The sequence below is a fragment of the Acidocella sp. C78 genome (genome assembly GCF_907164655.1).
The window spans coordinates 81,273-99,944 of record NZ_CAJQZK010000069.1; the positions used below are offsets into that span (position 1 = coordinate 81,273).

21 protein-coding genes and 1 pseudogene are annotated in these 18,672 nt (G+C 68.3%); 6 read left to right on the forward strand and 16 right to left on the reverse strand.

Annotated elements, in window-relative coordinates; translation table 11 throughout:
* Positions 1-8: 8 nt before the first annotated feature.
* The 9 genes from ACIDOCELLA78_RS87945 to hemE form a co-directional block, all read right to left on the reverse strand.
* Entirely contained in the window at positions 9-935 is a 927-nt protein-coding gene (locus tag ACIDOCELLA78_RS87945; protein ID WP_201728524.1) for a dihydrodipicolinate synthase family protein, read from the reverse strand.
* Entirely contained in the window at positions 932-1,915 is a 984-nt protein-coding gene (locus tag ACIDOCELLA78_RS87950) for a 2-hydroxyacid dehydrogenase (protein WP_201728525.1), read from the reverse strand. The genes ACIDOCELLA78_RS87945 and ACIDOCELLA78_RS87950 overlap by 4 nt, the downstream gene beginning before the upstream one ends.
* On the reverse strand, positions 1,912-3,618 hold the full coding sequence (locus ACIDOCELLA78_RS87955) for an IlvD/Edd family dehydratase (protein WP_201728526.1): 1,707 nt from the start codon (positions 3,616-3,618) through the stop codon (positions 1,912-1,914). The genes ACIDOCELLA78_RS87950 and ACIDOCELLA78_RS87955 overlap by 4 nt, the downstream gene beginning before the upstream one ends.
* Before the next feature lie 2 nt (positions 3,619-3,620).
* Positions 3,621-4,367 (reverse strand): ribonuclease activity regulator RraA, encoded by a 747-nt coding sequence (locus ACIDOCELLA78_RS87960; RefSeq protein WP_201728527.1) that lies wholly within the window; start codon positions 4,365-4,367, stop codon positions 3,621-3,623.
* A gap of 89 nt (positions 4,368-4,456) precedes the next feature.
* The gene (locus ACIDOCELLA78_RS87965) at positions 4,457-4,600 is read right to left on the reverse strand and encodes a hypothetical protein (RefSeq protein WP_201728528.1); all 144 of its coding nucleotides are present in this window, start codon (positions 4,598-4,600) and stop codon (positions 4,457-4,459) included.
* A gap of 159 nt (positions 4,601-4,759) precedes the next feature.
* A complete protein-coding gene (gene hemJ, locus ACIDOCELLA78_RS87970; RefSeq protein ID WP_201728529.1) occupies positions 4,760-5,209 on the reverse strand; it encodes a protoporphyrinogen oxidase HemJ in 450 nt (149 codons plus the stop codon).
* Positions 5,206-5,892 (reverse strand): HAD family phosphatase, encoded by a 687-nt coding sequence (locus ACIDOCELLA78_RS87975; RefSeq protein WP_201728530.1) that lies wholly within the window; start codon positions 5,890-5,892, stop codon positions 5,206-5,208. Before ACIDOCELLA78_RS87975 ends, hemJ begins: the two co-directional genes overlap by 4 nt.
* Positions 5,889-6,977 carry a ferrochelatase gene (hemH, locus tag ACIDOCELLA78_RS87980; protein WP_201728531.1) on the reverse strand — a complete coding sequence of 363 codons (1,089 nt, stop codon included), beginning with the start codon at positions 6,975-6,977 and terminating at the stop codon, positions 5,889-5,891. Before hemH ends, ACIDOCELLA78_RS87975 begins: the two co-directional genes overlap by 4 nt.
* A 5-nt stretch (positions 6,978-6,982) precedes the next feature.
* Positions 6,983-8,059, reverse strand: coding sequence for a uroporphyrinogen decarboxylase (hemE, locus tag ACIDOCELLA78_RS87985; RefSeq protein WP_201728532.1), 1,077 nt, complete (start codon positions 8,057-8,059; stop codon positions 6,983-6,985).
* Positions 8,060-8,339: 280 nt separating this feature from the next.
* On the opposite strand from hemE, the gene ACIDOCELLA78_RS87990 reads away from it, so the two are divergent.
* The 6 genes from ACIDOCELLA78_RS87990 to ACIDOCELLA78_RS88015 all read left to right on the forward strand — a co-directional run bounded on the left by ACIDOCELLA78_RS87990 (position 8,340) and on the right by ACIDOCELLA78_RS88015 (position 12,432).
* Positions 8,340-9,221 carry a pyruvate, water dikinase regulatory protein gene (locus ACIDOCELLA78_RS87990; protein WP_201728533.1) on the forward strand — a complete coding sequence of 294 codons (882 nt, stop codon included), beginning with the start codon at positions 8,340-8,342 and terminating at the stop codon, positions 9,219-9,221.
* 184 nt (positions 9,222-9,405) lie between these two features.
* Complete coding sequence (locus ACIDOCELLA78_RS87995) at positions 9,406-9,900, forward strand: methylated-DNA--[protein]-cysteine S-methyltransferase (RefSeq protein ID WP_201728534.1); 495 nt, start codon at positions 9,406-9,408, stop codon at positions 9,898-9,900.
* Positions 9,901-9,919: 19 nt separating this feature from the next.
* Positions 9,920-10,897: a quinone oxidoreductase gene (locus ACIDOCELLA78_RS88000; RefSeq protein ID WP_201728535.1), complete on the forward strand. Its 978-nt coding sequence runs from the start codon at positions 9,920-9,922 to the stop codon at positions 10,895-10,897.
* Positions 10,898-11,061: 164 nt separating this feature from the next.
* Positions 11,062-11,352 (forward strand): high-potential iron-sulfur protein, encoded by a 291-nt coding sequence (locus tag ACIDOCELLA78_RS88005; RefSeq protein ID WP_201728536.1) that lies wholly within the window; start codon positions 11,062-11,064, stop codon positions 11,350-11,352.
* 126 nt (positions 11,353-11,478) lie between these two features.
* A complete protein-coding gene (locus tag ACIDOCELLA78_RS88010; RefSeq protein ID WP_249675702.1) occupies positions 11,479-11,904 on the forward strand; it encodes a CHRD domain-containing protein in 426 nt (141 codons plus the stop codon).
* Between the two features lie 96 nt (positions 11,905-12,000).
* The gene (locus ACIDOCELLA78_RS88015) at positions 12,001-12,432 is read left to right on the forward strand and encodes a dihydroneopterin aldolase (protein ID WP_201728538.1); all 432 of its coding nucleotides are present in this window, start codon (positions 12,001-12,003) and stop codon (positions 12,430-12,432) included.
* A gap of 84 nt (positions 12,433-12,516) precedes the next feature.
* Here the strand turns inward: ACIDOCELLA78_RS88015 and ACIDOCELLA78_RS88020 are convergent, their stop codons facing one another.
* The 7 genes and pseudogenes from ACIDOCELLA78_RS88020 to ACIDOCELLA78_RS88050 all read right to left on the reverse strand — a co-directional run.
* Positions 12,517-12,681, reverse strand: coding sequence for a hypothetical protein (locus tag ACIDOCELLA78_RS88020; RefSeq protein WP_249675705.1), 165 nt, complete (start codon positions 12,679-12,681; stop codon positions 12,517-12,519).
* On the reverse strand, positions 12,678-13,781 hold the full coding sequence (locus ACIDOCELLA78_RS88025) for an NRAMP family divalent metal transporter (protein ID WP_249675708.1): 1,104 nt from the start codon (positions 13,779-13,781) through the stop codon (positions 12,678-12,680). The genes ACIDOCELLA78_RS88020 and ACIDOCELLA78_RS88025 overlap by 4 nt, the downstream gene beginning before the upstream one ends.
* Positions 13,782-13,961: 180 nt before the next feature.
* Positions 13,962-15,173 carry a 5-aminolevulinate synthase gene (gene hemA, locus ACIDOCELLA78_RS88030; protein WP_201728539.1) on the reverse strand — a complete coding sequence of 404 codons (1,212 nt, stop codon included), beginning with the start codon at positions 15,171-15,173 and terminating at the stop codon, positions 13,962-13,964.
* Positions 15,174-15,219: 46 nt separating this feature from the next.
* Positions 15,220-17,082 (reverse strand): putative photosynthetic complex assembly protein PuhE, encoded by a 1,863-nt coding sequence (gene puhE, locus ACIDOCELLA78_RS88035; protein WP_201728540.1) that lies wholly within the window; start codon positions 17,080-17,082, stop codon positions 15,220-15,222.
* A 10-nt stretch (positions 17,083-17,092) separates the two neighbouring features.
* On the reverse strand, positions 17,093-18,160 hold the full coding sequence (gene acsF / locus ACIDOCELLA78_RS88040) for a magnesium-protoporphyrin IX monomethyl ester (oxidative) cyclase (protein WP_201728541.1): 1,068 nt from the start codon (positions 18,158-18,160) through the stop codon (positions 17,093-17,095).
* Positions 18,157-18,480: a hypothetical protein gene (locus ACIDOCELLA78_RS88045; protein WP_249675711.1), complete on the reverse strand. Its 324-nt coding sequence runs from the start codon at positions 18,478-18,480 to the stop codon at positions 18,157-18,159. The genes acsF and ACIDOCELLA78_RS88045 overlap by 4 nt, the downstream gene beginning before the upstream one ends.
* Positions 18,477-18,672 (reverse strand): annotated as a pseudogene (locus ACIDOCELLA78_RS88050) (hypothetical protein); the annotation flags it as partial. The gene ACIDOCELLA78_RS88045 and the pseudogene ACIDOCELLA78_RS88050, both read right to left, overlap by 4 nt.

The following is an 18,672-nucleotide window of genomic DNA, read 5'->3' on the forward strand; positions in this document are numbered from 1 at the left end:
GGATTCCTTCAGAAACGGGCGCGGGGTTCGTGCTTCGCGAGACGGCGGATCAGAAAATCGATTTCGGCGCGCGCGGTGTCGGTGAGTTTGCCGGCGGGGGCGCGCTGGGTGTCGTGCGCGATGGCGCCGCGTTTCCGCAGCACGTATTTTCGTGTCGCGAGGCCGACGCCCTGCTGCTGCTCGTAGCGGATCAGCGGCAGATGCGCATCGAACAGGTCGTGCGCCTCGTCGCGCTTGCCCTCGTTCGAGAGGCGGACGATATCGGCCAGCATGTCGGGGAAGCAGTAGCCGGTCATCGCGCCATCGGCGCCGCGCTCCATTTCGAAATCGAGAAAGAGGCCGCCATTGCCTGTGAGAATCGAAAGCGGGCGCAGGCTGCCCTTGCGCTGGAAGGCGCGGAGGGTGGAGATTTTTTCAAGCCCCGGCCAGTCCTCGTGCTTGAGCATCACGCAGGAGGGCAGGTCCATCACGATGCGGCGGATGACGTTCGGCGTCATGATCACCGAGAGCGTTAGCGGGTAGTCCTGGATCACGAACGGGATGTCGCTCCCGATCGCCGCGATCGCGTTGTGATAGTAGTTCACGATCTGATCATCGGTGCGCAGCGAGGACGGCGGGGCGATCATGACGCCGGCGGCACCCGCATCCATCACCGCGCGGGCGAGGTTGCGCATGGCGGCGAAGCCGGGCGCGGAGACGCCGACGATGACGGGAATTTCGCTCCGCCCGATGACCTGGCGGGAAATGGCTAACGCCTCGTCAGCATCGAGCTTGGGAGCCTCGCCCATGATGCCGAGAATGGTCAGGCCGGTGGCACCGCAGGAAAAATAGAAATCGCACATCGTGTCGATCGAGCGCGTGTCGACCGCGCCATCGGGCAGGAAGGGCGTGGGCGCGATGGGGAAGACGCCGCTCGCGGTATGGTCGAGTTTCATTGCGGCGGCATCCGGACCGGCGTTTCGGCGACGGGCGTTTCGGCGACGGGGGTGATCGGGCCCTTGCCGTCGAACCAGGAGATGACGTTGCGGATGAGCAGATCGGCCATCAGGCCGCGGGTGTGATTTGTGCCGGTGCCGATATGCGGCACGAGAACCGCATTGTCGCAGGCGAGAAGCGCGGCTGGCACATGCGGCTCGTTTTCGAAGACATCGAGGCCGGCGGCGAGGATTTTGCGATGCGTCAGCGCGTCGATCAGGGCGGCTTCATCGACCACGGTGCCACGGGCGACGTTGATCAGGATGCCGTCGGGGCCGAGGGCGGCGAGCACCTCGGCATTGACAACATGGCGGGTGGCGGCACCGCCGGGGAGCACGACGATCAGCACATCCACCGCCGCGGCGAGATCGCGGAGCGAGGGAAAATGCGGATAGTCGAGATGCGGGATCGGGTTGCGCGAATGATAGGCGATCGGCAGGTCGAAGCCCGAGAGGCGGCGGGCGACGACGCGGCCGATACGGCCCATGCCGGCGATGCCGATGCGCCGGCCGCGCAGGCTGTGGCCGAGCGGGAAGGCGCCGCCGGTCCATTTGCCGTCGCGAAGATAGCGCTCCGCGGCGGGGATGGTTCGGATCGTGGCGAGCAGGAGGCCGACGGTGAAATCGCCCATCTCGTCGTTCAAGACATCCGGCGTGTTGGTGACGATGACACCATGTTGGGCGGCTGCGTGCGCATCGACCGTGTCGTAGCCGACGCCGAAATTGGCGATCAGTTCAAGCGCGGGCAGGCGGGCGATCAGCGCCGCATCGGTCGGGCGGCGGCCGCGCGTCACCAGGCCGCGAATCCTGGGGGCATGGGCGGCGATCAGCGCGTCGAGATTGCTGCCGTCATCGACCAGAATGTCGAAGCGGGCGGCAAGCGATGTCTCGATGACGGGCATCAGGTCGCCAAGAAACAGAAGTGTGGGGCGCTCGCTCATGCGCAGGGTCCTTCGCCACGGAGGAAATCGAAATCGCAGCCTTCATCGGCTTGCAGCACGGTGGTTTCGAACAGGCGGGCATAGCCGCGCGGGGGCGGCTGTCGCTGCGGGCGCGCCGCGTGGTCCGCGGCGCGGCGCTGCCATTCGGCATCGTCGATCAACAGATCGAGCGTGCGCGCCGCGACATCGAGCCGGATCGGGTCGCCGGTGCGGACGAGGGCGAGCGGGCCGCCGGCAGCGGATTCCGGGGCGATGTGCAGCACGATGGTGCCGAAGGCGGTGCCGCTCATCCGCGCATCCGAAATCCGCACCATGTCCTTCACCCCGGCGCGGGCGAGCTTGCGGGGGATGGGGAGATAGCCGGCCTCGGGCATGCCGGGCGCGCCGATGGGACCGGTATTGCGCAGGACGAGGACGGTGTCAGGTGTGACGTCCAGATCATCCGAATCGATTCTGGCCGCCATGTCCTCGACATTTTCGAAGACGAGGGCGGGGCCGGTATGGTTCAGCAGATGCGGCGAGGCGGCGGATTGCTTGATGACGGCGCCGCGCGGGCAGAGATTGCCGTGCAGCACGGCGAGGGCGCCGGAGGATTTCAGCGGCTTGTCCGCGCCGCGGATGACGGTCTGGCCGGGGACGATTTCGGCGGCTTCGGCGATCTCGCCGATGGTCCGGCCGCCGACGGTGGGTGCTGCGAGATCGAGATGGAGCGAAAGCTCGCGCAGCAGGCGGGGGATTCCGCCGGCATGGTGGAAATGCTCCATGTAGTGATCGCCGGAGGGTTTCAGGTCGACCAGGACGGGGACGGAACGGCCGATCGCATCCACCGTGTCGAGATCGATTCTCGCGCCGGCGCGGCCGGCCATGGCGGTGAGATGGATGATGCCGTTGGTCGAGCCGCCGATGGCTTGCAGCACGGTAAGGGCGTTGCGCAAGGCGGCGGGCGTGATGAGGTCGCGCGGGCGGGGCGCGCCGGATTTCGCGAGGTCGACGATGCGCCTGCCGCTGGCCTCGGCGATGCGGCGGCGCTCGGCGTGGACGGCGGGGATGGTGGCGCTCATGGGAAGCGAGAAGCCGAGCGCCTCGATCATGCAAGCCATGGTGCTGGCGGTGCCCATCACCATGCAGGTGCCGACCGAGGGGGCGAGGCGGGAGCTGATGGTTTCGATTTCCGCCGCGTCGATCTGCCCGGCGCGGTGCATGCTCCAGAGGCGGCGGCAATCGGTGCAGGCGCCGAGCACCTCGCCCTTGTGGTGGCCGACCACCATCGGGCCGGTGGGGACGACGATGGTGGGCAGGTTGGTGCTGATCGCGCCCATGAGCTGGGCGGGGAGCGTCTTGTCGCAGCCGCCGATGACGATCACGGCGTCCATCGGCTGGGCGCGGATCATTTCCTCGGTGTCCATCGCCATCAGGTTGCGCAGGAACATCGAGGTGGGGTGGGCGAAGCTCTCGCCGATCGAGATGGTGGGAAAGACCATCGGCAGGCCGCCGGCGAGCATGACGCCGCGCTTGGCGGCCTCGATCAGGTCGGGGCTGTTGCCATGGCAGGGGTTGTAGTCGCTGCCGGTGTTGGTGATGCCGATGATCGGGCGGTCCAGCGCATCGTCGGAATAGCCCATGGCCTTGATGAAGGCCTTGCGGAGGAACAGCGAGAAGCCGGAATCGCCGTAGCTGGTCAGGCCCTTGCGCAAGCCCGACATGGTCAGGCTTTCCGGCTGGCGCGGAAGGCTTCGTACCGGGCTCTGGTTTCGGCGTTCGCCGGGTAGAGGCCGGGGAGCGGCACGCCGCGTTCGATCTCGGTCATGATCCAGGCCTCGAGCGCTTCCTGCTCGATGGCTTCGGGCACCACTTCGGCGAGCAGGGCCTGGGGGATGACCACGGCGCCGTCGTCATCGACCACGATCATGTCGTCGGGGAAGACGGCGACGCCGCCGCAGGCGATGGGCTGCTGCCAGGCGACGAAGGTGAGGCCGGCGACCGAGGGCGGGGCGGCGGCGCCGCGGCACCAGACCGGCAGACCGGTACCGAGCACGCCGGCGAGATCGCGCATCACCCCGTCGGTGACGAGGCCGGCGACACCGCGCTTGCCCATGCGGGCACAGAGAATGTCGCCGAAAATGCCGGCGTCGGTGATGCCCATCGCATCCGCGACGGCGATGCAGCCTTCGGGCATCGCCTCGATCGCGCCGCGAGTGGAAATGGGCGAGGCCCAGGAGGCGGGGGTGGCGAGATCCTCGCGGGCGGGGACGAAGCGCAGGGTGAAGGCGCGGCCGACCTTGCGGCCCTGGCCGGGGGCGAGCGGCGTCGTGCCGCGGAGCCAGACATTGCGCAGGCCTTTTTTCAGCAGGACGGTGGTGAGCGTCGCGGTCGAGACCGATTGGAGTGCTGAGATGAAGGCGGCGTCCTGCGCCTTGTCGGTTCCGGTGTCGGGCGTCGCATTCGCGGTCATTGGCGTTTCCCCTGTCTGGCGCGGACGGCGCCATGCGCGCCAGTCGGTTGTTTGTATATTAGGGGCACGCCAGGCCGCAAGGCGGGCCGTCAGTCGTCATCGCCATGATGCCAGCCGTGATAGTAGCCGGGCGGACCGTAACCGTAGGGGTAATAGACGCAGCCGGCCAGAGCGGTGGCGAGGCCGGCAAAGGCAAGGGCCAGAATGGCGGCCCGGAGTGCGGAGCGGTTCATCTGCGGTTTTCCTCCTCGTGGATCGGAGGCAGCAGATCGGGCAAAGCCGGTGTTTCGATGACGCCAATGTGGCGGGGATGTGGAATTTTGTCCTGATCAAGTAATTTGGGATAGTATTCCTATACTGGAATTAGGAATTTGTTCTATAATCCCGCGACGTCAGGGCTTCACGAAGACCATGATGACGATGATGACCATCAGGATGGTCGGGACCTCGTTGGCGATGCGGTAGAAGCGCTCGGGTTTCGTGTTGGCGTCGTTGAGGAAGTTTTTCCGCCATTTGGAGAGCGCGCCGTGAAAGCCGCTCATCAGGATGACGCAGATGAATTTCGCCCACCACCAGCCGGCCGACCAGGAGATGGCGCCGGGGGTGAGGATGAGCAGGATGCCGAAGGTCCAGGACGAGATCATCGCCGGGGTGGCGATCTGCTTGAGCAGGCGGCGTTCCATCACCTTGAAGCGGGCGGATTCGGCCGAGCCGGGAGCAAGCTGGCAGTGATAGACATAGAGGCGCGGCAGATAGAACAACGCGGCCATCCAGGCGATGATCGACATCACGTGGAAGGCGAGTTCCCAGCGGTAGAAGGGTGCCAGGGCGGCGATGGTCATGCTTTGGCTCCGATCGCGGCGGCGACGAGGTCGCGCAGTTCGTGGTGGCCGCTTATGACGCGGTGGGCGCCGGCGGCGAGAAGAAGCTCGCCGTTGCCGTGCGGAGCAAAACCGTAACAGGTCATGCCGGCGGCGACGGCGCCGGTGATGCCAGTGACGCTGTCCTCGATCACGAGACAGGTTTCGGGGGCGGCGGGCAGCGAGCGCGCGGCGGCGAGGAAGACATCCGGCGCGGGTTTCGGGCGACCGCCCTCGGGGAACAGACGCGGGGCGGAGAAGGTGCGGCCGGCGACGAGATCGCGCCAGCCGACGCGGCCGAATTTCGCGTCCATCTCCACATCCGCCGAATTGGAGGCGATGCGCCAGGGCTGACCGGCGGCGTCGAAATGCTCAAGGATGTCGCGCGCGCCGGGAATGGGCTCGGCGTGCCGCTCCATCGCGGCGACGATGCGGGCGACGAGCATGGTGTTCCAGTCCGCCGGCAGCGGGCGGCCCAGATCGGCCTCGATCATCGGGCGCATGGCGCGGAGCGAGACGCCGACGAAGCGGGCCATCGCCGCATCCGGCGTGATCGGCAAGCCAAGCTCGGTCATCGCCGCGGCGATGACCGTGGCGGAAACGCGCTCGCTGTCGATCAGGACGCCGTCGCAATCGAAGATGACGAGGCCGAAAGTGCGTTTCATGCCTCCACGACTGCCCGATAGCGCGCCCAGGGGCAATCCCGGTTGCGCGCATCGCAGGACCGCCCGCCGCGATGCGAGCAGAGGCCCGGACCATGCGCCACGGCGCGGCGGGCGATGCCGGCCAGGGCGGCGATGAAGGCGGGATCGTCGTTCTGCGCCGGGGCGCGGTAATAGCCGGGGAGCTTCAGATGGTCGGCGATCTCGCGATATTCGACGTCAAGCTCGACCAGCGTTTCGATATGCTCGGAGACGAAGGCAATGGGGATGACGACGATGGCGGTGTTGTCCTTCGCGGCCTGTTCGATGGCCTGCTCGGTCGAGGGTTCGAGCCATTTCTGCGGCGTGGCGCGGGACTGGTAGCAGACCTGGTGATCGGGGCGGTGGCCGAGGCGGCGCTCGATCGCCGCCATCACCGCGGCAGTGCAGGCCTCGACCTCCTCCTGATAGGGATCGCCGGCCTTGACGATGGATTCCGGCAGGCCGTGGGCGGAGAAGAGCAGGCGGATTTTCGCTCCCGCCCCAAGTTCGGCCCGGGCCTTTTCGTAGGTGGCGATCACCGGCGCGGCGGTGGCGGCGGCGAAATCGGGGTCGTCATACCAGCAGCAGAGCGTGGTGGTCGGCGCGACGAGGCCGGCGCGGGCGGCGGAATCGTGCCAGTCGGCCAGGGAACTGCCGGTCGTGGTGGTGGAGAACTGCGGATAGAGCGGCAGAAGCAGGATGCGCTCGGGGTTCCAGGCCTTGACCTCGCGGGCGACGTCGCGCGCGAAAGGATGCCAGTAGCGCATCGCGATGAAGCATTTCGCGCCGGGAAGGGCGGCTTCCAGCGCATCCGCCTGCTGGCGGGTGAGGTCGAGCAGCGGGGATTTGCCGCCCATCAGCGCGTAGCCTTCCTCGGCCTTTTTCTGGGCGGAGCGGGCGATCAGCCGCGCCAGCCAGAAGCGGATGAAGATCGGCGCGCGAATGATCGCGGGGTCGGAGAAGAGATTGACGCGGAACGGCTTGATCGACTCGGGGCCATCGGGGCCGCCGAGATTGAACAGCACGATCGCGGTGCGGACCGGCAGGACGGGTTCGGAATCGTTCATGGCGCTCAGGTGGCGGCGAGGGCGGATTCCTCAAGCTCGCCGGGTTCCAGCGAGCGGAGGCGTTCGATCACCGCGGCGACGTGCTCGGGCGGGGTGTCCGGCACGATGCCGTGGCCGAGATTGAAGATGTGCGGATGGCCTTCGAGCCCGCGGGCGATCCGCTCCACCGCGTGGCCGAGCGAGATGCCGCCGGCGCGCAGCAGCAGCGGGTCGAGATTGCCTTGCAGGGCGACGCGGCGCGGCGCGAGCCGGGCGAGGGCGACGGGATCGACCGACGTGTCCATCCCGACGCCATCCACCCCGGTTTCGGCGATGTAGGACAGGGTCATCAGCCCGCCGAGACGGGGGAAGCCGATGATCCTGATGCCCGGATGACGGGTGCGGAGCTGTTCGACGATGCGGGCGGTGGGGTGGATGACATGGGCGCGGAAGAGATCCGGCGGCAGCAGCCCGGCCCAGGAATCGAACAGCATGACGCAGTCGGCCCCGGCCTCGATCTGCCAGGAGAGATAGTCGATCGTCGCGGTGGTGACGGTTTCGATCACCGCGGCGAGCAGCGCGGGATCGGCATAGGCGGTGGCGCGGGTGAGCGGAAAATCGCCGCCGCGGCCATCGATCATGTAGCAGGCGACGGTGAAGGGGCTGCCGGCGAAGCCGATCAGCGTGGTTTCCGGGGCGAGGCCGGCGCGGACGCGGGCGACGGTTTCCATCACCGGCTCGGTGCCGCGGCGCAGGGCGGCGGGATCGAGCGCTTCCAGGGCGGGCAGGCCGTCGATCCGTTCGAGGCGGGGTCCTTCGCCCTCGGCGAAGCGGAGTTTCTGACCCAGCGCCCAGGGCAGGATCAGGATGTCGCTGAACAGGATCGCGGCATCCATGCCGAAGCGGCGGACGGGTTGCAGGGTAACCTCGGTCGCTAGCGCGGGAGTGGTGCAGAGGGCGATGAAGTTTCCCGCCGTTTCCCTGAGCTTGCGGTATTCGGGCAGGTACCGGCCGGCCTGGCGCATCAGCCATACTGGCGGCGGCCAGACCGCCTCGCCCCCGAGCACCCTGAGAACCGGTTTTTCCGCGCTTTGTCCCGTCATGCGACCTGCCTAGCTTCATTTCGACTTATAGGAAAGGACGGTGGTAGGGCTTGTGGCTGTGAACTCTGGGGAACCCCGTAAACCGGATTTTTCTGCACAAAGTTTTCCACAAGCAAAACCGGCCTACAATCTGCTGATTCTGCATCAAACCCCCAGGTTTTCCACATAAGCCGGGAGACCCTGCGGAATTCATCCACCGGCAGGGGCGGCGGAAAATTCATCCCCGCTTTCCACCGCCTCCGGTATCGCGGCCCGGGTTATCCACGCTATGAAACCGGGCATGGACGGCAAGCGGCTCAATCTCCACCTGGTTTCCGACGCCACCGGCGACACGCTCGGCGCGGTGGCGCGGGCGGCGAGCGTGCAGTTCGAGGGGGCGGACATTCATCTGCACCGCTGGAGCCTGATCCGCTCGCGCTTGCAGTTGCACCGGGTGCTGGAGGGGATCGAGGCGGAGCGGGGGCCGGTGCTGTGCAGCCTGCTCGACCAGGCGCTGCGCCATGAGCTGGACGAGGCGTGCCAGCGGCTCGGCGTGCGCATCCAGCATGTGCTCGACCCGGTGTTCGAGCTGCTGGCCGACGAGCTGGGCGCGCCGGCGCGGCCGACGCCGGGGCGGCAATATGTGCTGGATGCCGATTATTTCCGCCGGATCGACGCGATGCATTTCGTGCTGTCGCACGATGACGGGCAGGCGCTGCGCGGGCTGGCGGAAGCGGATGTGATCCTGGTGGGCGTGTCGCGCTCGTCGAAGACGCCGACCTCGTTCTATCTCGCCAATCGCGGCATCAAGGCGGCGAACGTGCCGCTGGTGCCGGGGATCGACCCGCCCGCGATGCTGGACGATCCGCCCTGCCCGGTGGTCGGGCTGTTCATCGATCTCGAACCGCTGATCGAGATCCGGCGGCACCGGCTGACGCTGCTGGGCCAGGGCGGTTCGGTCGGCGGTGGCGCGGCCGGCGGCTTCCGGCCGGATCGCGGCGACTATGTCGACGAGGAGGCGGTGAAGGCGGAGCTGCTCGGGGCGCGGCGGATCTGCGCGGCGCGGGGCTGGCCGACGGTCAATGTCACCCGACGCTCGATCGAGGAGACCGCGGCGGCGGTTCTGAAACTGATGGATGCCTGGCACGAGCGGCGCCGGCGGAGCGGGGCGCCGGACCGGTGAGGGGCGGGCGATCACATCCGCTTGACTTCCGGAGGTGAGGCTCTAGTGTCCGCAAAACGAGATCAGATGGGCCTCGACATGAGGCGGACACGAGCAAAATCAGTATTTTAGTGGCCCGATGGTCCCTGAAGCCGAGATGCGCCGTTCAGGGATGGGCCACGAGCCTGAAAATGGGGAAGGTCCTGTGGCCCAGCTTTCGATGCGGCATAAGGTGTTCGGCGGTTTCGTCCTGCATGAGCGGGACGGGGCGATCGTGTCGGTCGATTTCGGCGCCGGCGAGGATGCGGCGGCGGACGAGCCGACGCCCTTGCTGCGGCGGACGGCGGCCGCCCTCGCGCGCTATTTCGACGGTGACGCGCTTGACGACGACCTGCCGCTGGCGCCGGCGGGCACCGAGTATCAGCGGCGCGTGTGGGACCATCTGCGCGCCATTCCGCGCGGCCAGACCAGAACCTATGCCGAGGTGGCGCGCGCCGTGGGCGGCAGCGCGCGATCGGTCGGCGGGGCGAACCGGGCCAATCCGATCCCCATCCTGATCCCGTGCCATCGGGTGCGGGCGGCGGACGGGCTCGGCGGCTATTGCGGCAGTAGCGCGGAAGGCTGGGGCCTGGCGATGAAACGCCGGCTGCTCACCCTCGAAGGGGCTGCGTTCGGCGAACGGACGCGCCGCGGCATCTGAAAAATCCGGGAGACAGGACATGACGACCAAGGCCATCCGTATCCATACCCATGGCGGACCCGACGTGCTGCGCTGGGAGGACGTGCCCACGCCGGAGCCGGGACGCGGCGAGGCGCTGGTGCGGCATGAGGCGGTGGGGCTGAATTACATCGACGTGTATTTCCGCACCGGCCTCTACAAGGTGCCGCATCTGCCGGCGACGATCGGCATGGAGGGGGCGGGCGTCGTCGTCGCGGTGGGCGAGGGCGTGAGCGAGGTGGCGGCGGGCGACCGCGTCGCCTATGCCGGCGGGCCGGTCGGCGCCTATGCGACCGAGCGGGTGATCGCCGCCGACCGGCTGGTGAAGCTGCCGGCGGGGATCGACTTCCAGACCGGGGCGGCGATGATGCTCCAGGGCATGACCGCGCAATATCTGTTGCGGCGGACCTACCGGGTGCAGGCGGGCGAGACCATTCTCGTGCATGCCGCGGCCGGCGGGGTCGGCCTCATTCTCTGCCAGTGGGCGCGGCATCTCGGGGCGACGGTGATCGGCGTCGTCTCGACCGAGGCGAAGGCGGAACTCGCCCGCGCGCACGGGGCGCATCATGTCATCGTCGGGCATGACAATCTCGCCGCCGAGGTCAAGCGGCTGACCGACGGCGCGATGGTGCCGGTGGTCTATGACTCGGTGGGCAAGGACACGTTCGGGCCGAGCCTTGATTCGCTGGCGCCGCTTGGGCTGATGGTGAGTTACGGCAATGCCTCGGGCCCGGTGCCGCCGGTCGATATCAGCATCCTCTCGGCCAAGGGCAGCCTGTTCCTGACCAGGCCGACCCTTGCGACCTATACGGCGAAGCGTTCCGACCTCGTCGCCGTGGCGAACGACCTGTTCGGGGTGGTTGAGGCCGGGGCGGTGAAGATCCGCGTCAACCAGACCTTTCCGCTCGCCGAGGCGGCGGCGGCGCACGAGGCGCTGGAAGCGCGGCGGACCACCGGCAGCACCGTGCTGCTGCCCTGAAGGGACCGCTCGCGGCGCGCGGTCACGATCGCGCGAGCGCCGGATTCCTGCCACGTTTGGATTTGCAGAGTGGAGAGACCCGGCGCGGTGCTTGCCGTACCGGGTTTCGTTCCCACACTCCAATCCTGTCCTTTCGAGGACAGTCCAAAACAGGAGCAGAGACAATGTCCGACGACAAGAGCAGACAGAATGGCCGGCGCGCGCTGTTGCGCAAGGCGGCCGGAATTTCCGCCGGCATCGCGGTGGCCGGCATCGTCGCCACGCAGGCGGCGGAAGCGGCCGGCATGGCCAAGTCCGCGGTGAAATATCAGGACATGCCGAAGGATGGCCATCAGTGCGACGGCTGCGCGCTGTACATCCCGGCATCGACCGCCGGCAAGGATGGCCGCTGCAAGGCGGTGGCCGGCGCGATTTCGCCCAAGGGCTGGTGCGAACTGTGGAGCCCGAAATCGTAACCACGCCATTGGCGTGACCGCTCGTGGGGTGGCCGGGTGCGGCCGCCCCGCACACCCCCTGGCGCGAGGGGATGATCGCGCCGCATCGACACACAGGAGACGAATGTGAGAGTGACCAGGCGAGGCTTGACTGCATTTGTGCTTGCGGCCGGGCTGGCCGGCGGGACCGGGATTGCGCAGGCGAAGACCGTGCGGCTTTCCGCCCGGCTTCATCCGGTGGCCGGGACGATGTCCCACGCGACGGGCGCGATGCACGGCACGTTCAACACGGCGACCCGGCGGGTGACCTGGGACGTGACCTACAGCCACCTCACCAGCAAGGTAATCATGGCGCATTTCCACGGGCCGATCAGCAAGCCCGGGCAGAACGCGGGGGTGCAGGTGTGGCTGACGAAGAAGCCGCCGCATCCGATGGCGGCCGGGCCGATCAGGGGTTCGGCGGTGCTGACGTCGGCGCAGGCGAAGGAACTGATGGGCGGGCAGTGGTATGTCATGATCCATACCGTCATGCACATGCCGGGCGAGCTGCGCGGCCGGGTTCACGCGGGCTGAGGTTTCTCTGACGCGCGCTGGCCGGGCGGGTCTGCCCGGCCGGATGCGCATCCGCCCGCACTTGCCTTTGGCGGCGCGGCGGCGCATGGGCGGAGCATGAACGAAAGCCATTTTCCCGCCCCGCCTGCCACCGCAGCGCAGGCGCTGCGGCGGATGTTCGTGCGGGACATGGTGCTGGAGGCGCATATCGGCGTCCATGCCCATGAATTCGGCCGCACGCAGCGGGTGCGGATCAATCTCGATCTCGCGGTGCGCGAGGAGCACGACGCCGCCGGCGCGCAGATGTCGCGCGGCGGGGTGGGGCGGGACGATCTGGCGCGGGTGGTGGATTACGAGCGGATCGTGCTCGGCGCGCGGGCGGCGGTGGCGGCGGGGCATGTCCAGCTCGTCGAGACGCTGGCGGAACGGCTGGCGGAGCTGTGCCTCGCGGATGCGCGGGTCGTGCTGGTGCGGGTGCGGGTCGAGAAGCTCGACGTGTTCGCGGACATGGACTCGGTCGGCGTGGAGATCGAGCGGCGGAATTCCTGATCGGATGTAGCGCTCTAGCTCTAGCGTACAGATAAAACGAGCATCTTCATACGATCAGATGACTCCATCTGATCGTATGATGCTCTAGACCAGCAGCATCGCCAGGGTGCAGGCGCCCATGAGTGCTGCGGTGAGCCAGCCCATGATCCGTAGCTTCCGGGGCAGGACGTGGCCGTCCATCACCGCGGGGCGGCTGGCGAGGGCGACCATCGCCGCGATGATCGGCACCGCGGCGATGCCGTTGATCACCGCCGCCAGAACAGCGCGCGGATCGGCGGGAGCGGCGAGAAGACGATGCCGACGCCGGCAAGCGTCGCGACGGCCAGCACGCCGTAGAAGGCGCGGGCCTCCAGCGCCCGGCGGGAGAGGCCGACCGTCCAGTGCAGGGCCTCGCCGATCGCATAGGCGGTGCTGCCGGCGAGGACGGGAACCGCGAGGAGGCCGGTGCCGAAAATGCCGATGGCGAAGACCAGCCGCGCGAAGGGGCCGGCGATGGGGGCGAGGGCGCTGGCCGCATCCGCCGCCGAGGTGATGTCGGTGATGCCGTGGACATGCAGCGTCGCCGCCGTACCGATGATGATCGAGAGCGAGACGGCGTTGGAATAGGTCATGCCGGCCCAGGTATCGAAGCGGATGCGGGCGAGCTCGCCGGCAACCTCCGCGCCGGCGGCGGGGATGCGCCCGGCATCCTCGGCTTCCTCGGCGGCCTGCCAGAAGAACAGATAGGGGCTGATCGTGGTGCCGAAGACCGCGATCAGCGCGAGCAGGGCCGGACGGTCGAGGCTGAGGCGGGGGATCAGCGCGCCGGCGAGGATGTCGCGCGCGGGCAGGCGCAGGACGAAGAGCAGGGCGACATAGGCGAGCAGGGCCGTGGTGAGGAATTTCAGCACGGCGACGTAGCGGCGGTAGGGGATGCGGATTTCGGCGATGACGCAGAATATCGCGATCGCCACGGTGTAGAGCCGCTCGGGGCCGCCGGCGAGCATGTGCGCGGTCTGCGCCATCGCGCCGAGATCGGCGCCGAGATTGAAGACATTGGCGATGGCGAGCAGCAGGATCAGGAAGAGGGCGAGCGGGCGGGGCAGATGGGCCTCCATCGCCGCGCCGAGGCCGCGCCCGGTGATGCGGCCGATCCGCGCGCTGATCTCCTGCACCGCGACCATGAAGGGCAGGGCGAGTACCACCGTCCAGCCGAGGGTGTAGCCGAACTGGGCGCCGACCTGGGAATAGGTGGCGATGCCGCTCGGATCGTCGTCGGCGGCGCCGGTGATCAAGCCGGGGCCGAGGCGGGCGAACAGGGCGCGGGGGACGCGCAGCCAGCGTGCCGGCCGGGCGGGATTGCTGTTCATCGGCGGCACCCTGTCGGTTCGGGATCGGGGACCGCCAGTCTATAGCCTTGGTCTGCCCGCGGAAAACAGGGCCTCGTCCGATCAGGCGGGTTTACCCGATCGGACGAGGCTCCAAGTTGTCAACGGGATAGAGTACGTTCCGATCTGGAAGGATCGGAACGTGCGCGAGGCGCCGCCCGATCAGGCGGCGCGGGCGACCTCGATCTCCCGCCAGATATGGCGCAGCGCGTCGATCAGCCGGTCGATATCCGCCTCGGTGTGCAGTGGCGAGGGGGTGAGGCGCAGGCGCTCGGTGCCGCGCGGCACGGTGGGATAGTTGATCGGCTGGACGTAGATGCCGAAGCGGTCGAGCAGGGTGTCGCTGATCTGCTTGCAGAGCGTGGCGTCGCCCACCATCACCGGCACGATGTGGCTCGGGTTGGGCAGATGCGGCACGCCGATCGCGTCGAGCTTGCGGCGCAGGGTGGCGACGCGGGCGTGCATCGCCGTGCGTTCGGCGTCGCTGGTCTTGAGGTGGCGGATGCTGGCGAGCGCGCCGGCGGCGACCGTCGGCGGCAGGGCGGTGGTGAAGATGAAGCCCGAGGCGTAGCTGCGCACGAAGTCGCACAGCGCGGCGCTGCCGGTGATGTAGCCGCCGATGACGCCGAAGCCCTTGGCCAGCGTGCCCTCGATCAGGGTGAGGCGGTGGGCGAGGCCCTCGCGTTCGGAAATGCCGCCGCCGCGCGGGCCGTAGAGGCCGACGGCGTGCACCTCGTCGAGATAGGTCATGGCGTTGTAGCGGTCGGCGACGTCGCAGATCTCGGCGATGGGGGCGATGTCCCCATCCATCGAGTAGACGCTCTCGAAGGCGACGAGCTTGGGCCGGGCGGGGTCGAGTGCCGCGAGGTGGCGGGCGAGGTCGGCCGGGTCGTTGTGGCGGAAGACGATGCATTCGGCCCGGCTGTGGCGGATGCCCTCGATCATCGAGGCGTGGTTCGAGGCGTCAGACAGCACCGCGCAGTTCGGCAGCTTGTGTGCGAGGGTGCAGAGCGAGGCCCAGTTGGACATGTAGCCCGAATTGAACAGCAGTGCCGCTTCCTTGCCGTGCAGGTCCGCCAGCTCGGCTTCGAGCAGCACGTGATAGTGGTTGGTGCCGGCGATGTTGCGGGTGCCGCCGGCGCCGGCGCCGCAGCGGTCGAGCGCCTGGTGCATGGCGCTGAGCACGGCCGTGTGCTGACCCATGCCGAGATAGTCGTTCGAGCACCAGACGGTGACCGGGCGGCCGCCATCGTCGCCGTGCTGGGTGGCGCGGGGGAAGTTGCCGGCATGGCGCTCGATGTCGGCGAAGACGCGGTAGCGCCCCTCGCTGCGGAGCTGGTCGAGCTGGGAGCGGAAGAAATGTTCGTAGTCCATGGCGCGTATCCTCCCTTTCTTGGTGTTGGTGCCGCGCGGTGACGGATCAGGTGGCGAGGTGCAGTTCGCAGCCGGCGAAGGCGGCGGCGAGGCCGGTTTCATCGAGATCGCGGCCGATGGCGACGACGCGCGGGGATTCCCCCTCGGCGGCGGCGAAGGCGGCCATGCTGGCGTGGTGGCCGGCGACATCGAACTGAATCCAGCCGCGGCCGACGCGGGCGAGGCCCTTGAGCCGGGCGACCGGGCCGAAAGTGCCGCGGGCCGCCGCCTCGATCACCCGGCCGATCGCCTCGGCATCGCAGAGCGGGCCGAGCGGTCCGTGCCAGGAGGCGAAGCCGGCGGCGGCGCCGTGGTCGTGATCGTGGTGATCGTGCTCGTGGTCGTCGTGATGGCCGTGGGCGGTGTCGTCACGATCGTGATGGTCGTGATGATCGTGGGGGGCGTCGTGGTGGTGGGCATGATCGTGCGCGTGGTGATCGTGTGCGTGATCGTGCGCGTGAGGGGGCGCGTGAGGGGGCGCGTGAGGGGGCGCGGCGTCCGGCGCGGGATCGGGGCGGAGTGCCGCCGGCGGCACCGCGCCGTAGCAGGCGGTGACCAGCCTGGTCTCCGGGCTCAGGCGGTGCAGCGTCGCCTCGACGAGCAGGCGCTCGGTCGGGCTGACGAGATCGGTCTTGTTGATCACCACGAGCGAGGCGAGCCGGGCCTGGACGGTCAGGTGCGCCTGCATTTCGGCGAAATCGGCGAGGAAGGCGCCGGCATCGATCAGGGTGATCACCCGCAGGTCGCGCACGAAGCCGGCGATGGTCGGGCGCTGGATGACGCCGATCAGCGAGGCGAGGTCGGCCACGCCCGAGGGTTCGATCAGGACGCGGTCGGGCGCGAAGCGGGCGACCACCTCTTCGAGCTGGGTGGCGAGATCGTCGCGCAGCGAGCAGCAGATGCAGCCGTTCGGCAGCTCCACCACATCCGCCCCCTGGCCGCGCAACAGCGAGCCGTCGATGCCGACGGTGGCGAAATCGTTGACGAGGACAACGGTTTTCTCGCGGCTGGCGGCCGGCTGCTCGGCCAGCATGGCGAGGCGGCGGCGCATGAAGGTGGTCTTGCCGGCGCCGAGGAAGCCGGCGACGATCTCGACCGCGAAGGGCCGCGCCGGGGCGCGCGAGCGCAGGCTCCATTTCCACAGCCGCGCCGCCGGCAGCGGCAGCACGAGGAACCAGTGCTCGAGGATGGCGAGCGACATCATCGTGCCGAGGAACATGCCGCCGACGCGGGCGAAGGCGGTGGGGGCGGCGCCGGCGCGCTGGAACATCAGCACGGCGATCACCGTCGAGATCGTGATGGAGAACGGGAAGAGCAGGTTCATCGGCCGCTTGCGCAGGAAGCTCTTCAGGAAGGTCAGGTGTTCGGGGAGGAATTCCTCGTTGAGGTTGCGCACGCCGAGAAAGACGTTGAGCTTGGCGCTCTGATGCATCCACCACAGCACCATGAAGGTCCAGGTGCCGATCTGGTTCGGCTGGCCCCAGGTGAGGGCGACGACGAGGCCGGCAGTGGCGATGATGGCCAGCTCGTGCCACAGGCTGGTCTGCACCGCGTGGCCGAAATGCCGCCAGCCGGCGCAGTTCTCCGGGCAGGGCGCGCGGCGCGGCCCGGTGACGTAGCCCATGTAGAAGCTGATTTCCTGCCAGCCCCAGGCGAACAGGCCGTAGAAGAAGGCGAGATAGGCGGCGCCGACGGTGGTTCGCCCGGCGGTGTCGTGCAGGCCCCAGAGGCAGGCGAGCAGCACCGCGCTGGCGCCGAGCATGCTCCATTTGAAGGTGCGGCGGGGCAGGCCATCGAGATAGATGATCGCGCCGGTGCTGAACCACCAGACGAACAGGGCGAAGGCGGCGGGGATGACATACTGGTGCATGGCGCGGCTCCTACCAGACCGGCTGCATGCGGATGTCCGCCGGCAGGGCGTTGGGCTTCGGGCGCATCAGGTAGAGCCGGCCGAAGGCGAGGGCGGCGCGGGCGGCGTTCGCGCCGCGGCGCAGCCGGGCGAGCGGGCCGGGCACCTCGCGCAGGGCGAGAGTGGCGACGTCGAGCCGGCGCAGGGTTTCGAGCCCGGCGAGGAAGGCGGGGTTCTCGATATCGAGCGTCAGCGGGAAGACCTGCCGGCAGATCGCCGAGGTGATGCGGAAGACCTGCATGTCGTAGGCGGTGGGGTCGAGCCCGAGGGCGGCGTGGAAGCGGGGGCGGGCGTGATCGCGGATGTACATCGTCGCGAAGACCGCGAGCTGGAAGAAACGGACCCAGAGCCGGTTGGTGCCGGTGAGCATGCCGGGATTGGCGCGCATCAGCAGCGCGAAGGCCTCGCCGTGGCGGAACTCGTCGTTGCACCACTCGCGGAACCACTTGAAGATCGGGTGGATCCGCAGCTCTGGATGGCGTTCGAGCTGGCGGAAGATCGAGATGTAGCGGGCATAGCCGATCTTCTCGGAGAGATAGGTCGCGTAGAAGATGAATTTCGGGCGGAAGAAATGGTATTTCTTCGCCTTTGTCAGGAAACCGAGATCGACCTTCATGCCGATGTCGTGCAGGGCCTCGTTGATGAAGCCGGCGTGGCGCGCCTCGTCGCGGCTCATGTAGCCGAACAGGGCCTTGAGGTCGGGGTTGGCGATGCGCTTGCGGATTTCGGCATAGAGCACGCAGCCGGAGAATTCGGCGGTGACGGAGCTGACCAGGAAATCGATGAATTCGCGGTGCAGTTCGGGCTCCATTTTCGAGAGATCGACGGCGAATTCGTCGGTCCGCACGAAATGGCCCTTGTTGGGATCGGCCTCGAACTCGGCCATCAGCCGGTCCCACTCGGCGCGCACCGGCTCGATCGAGAGCCGGTCGAGGGCGGCGAAATCGGTGGTGTAGAAGCGCGGGCTGAGCATGGTGCTCGACTGGGCGATGGCCGTCTGCGCGTTGGGGGCGGCCGTGGGCGCGGTTCTGGCGTTCATGGTTCAGGCTCCCGGCGCGGCGAGGGCGGCTTCGGCCTCGGCGAACGGCATGAAGCCGACCTCGTAAAGCTCGTGATCTCGAGGATCGAGCGGAACTCGACCCACCAGCGCTCGATCGGGCCGGCGCGGCGCAGGGTGGCGCGGCGCGCGCAGGTCAGGCGGGTGCCGAAGCCGATCGCGGTCGGCATGTCGTGGACGATCACGACATCGCCGGGGCGGATCTCGACATCCTCGGGAATGGCGTGGGCGTGCAGGCTTTCGGGTGTCTGCTCGATGTCGATCGAGCAGAGCAGCTCGATGTCGCGGATGCTGCCGATCATGGTTTCTCTCCCGGTTTGAGGGTCTCCGCGTTGCGGAGCAGCGTCGCGAACTGTTTCGCGTTGGCGGGCCCGAAGGCGCGCAGGTCGATCCGCTCGTGCGTGGCCGGATCGGCGACGACGAGGCGGTCGGGCCCGTAAAGGGCGAGCTGGAAGGGAGGTCGCGGGTGATGCCGGCGCGGGCGCGGGCGGCGA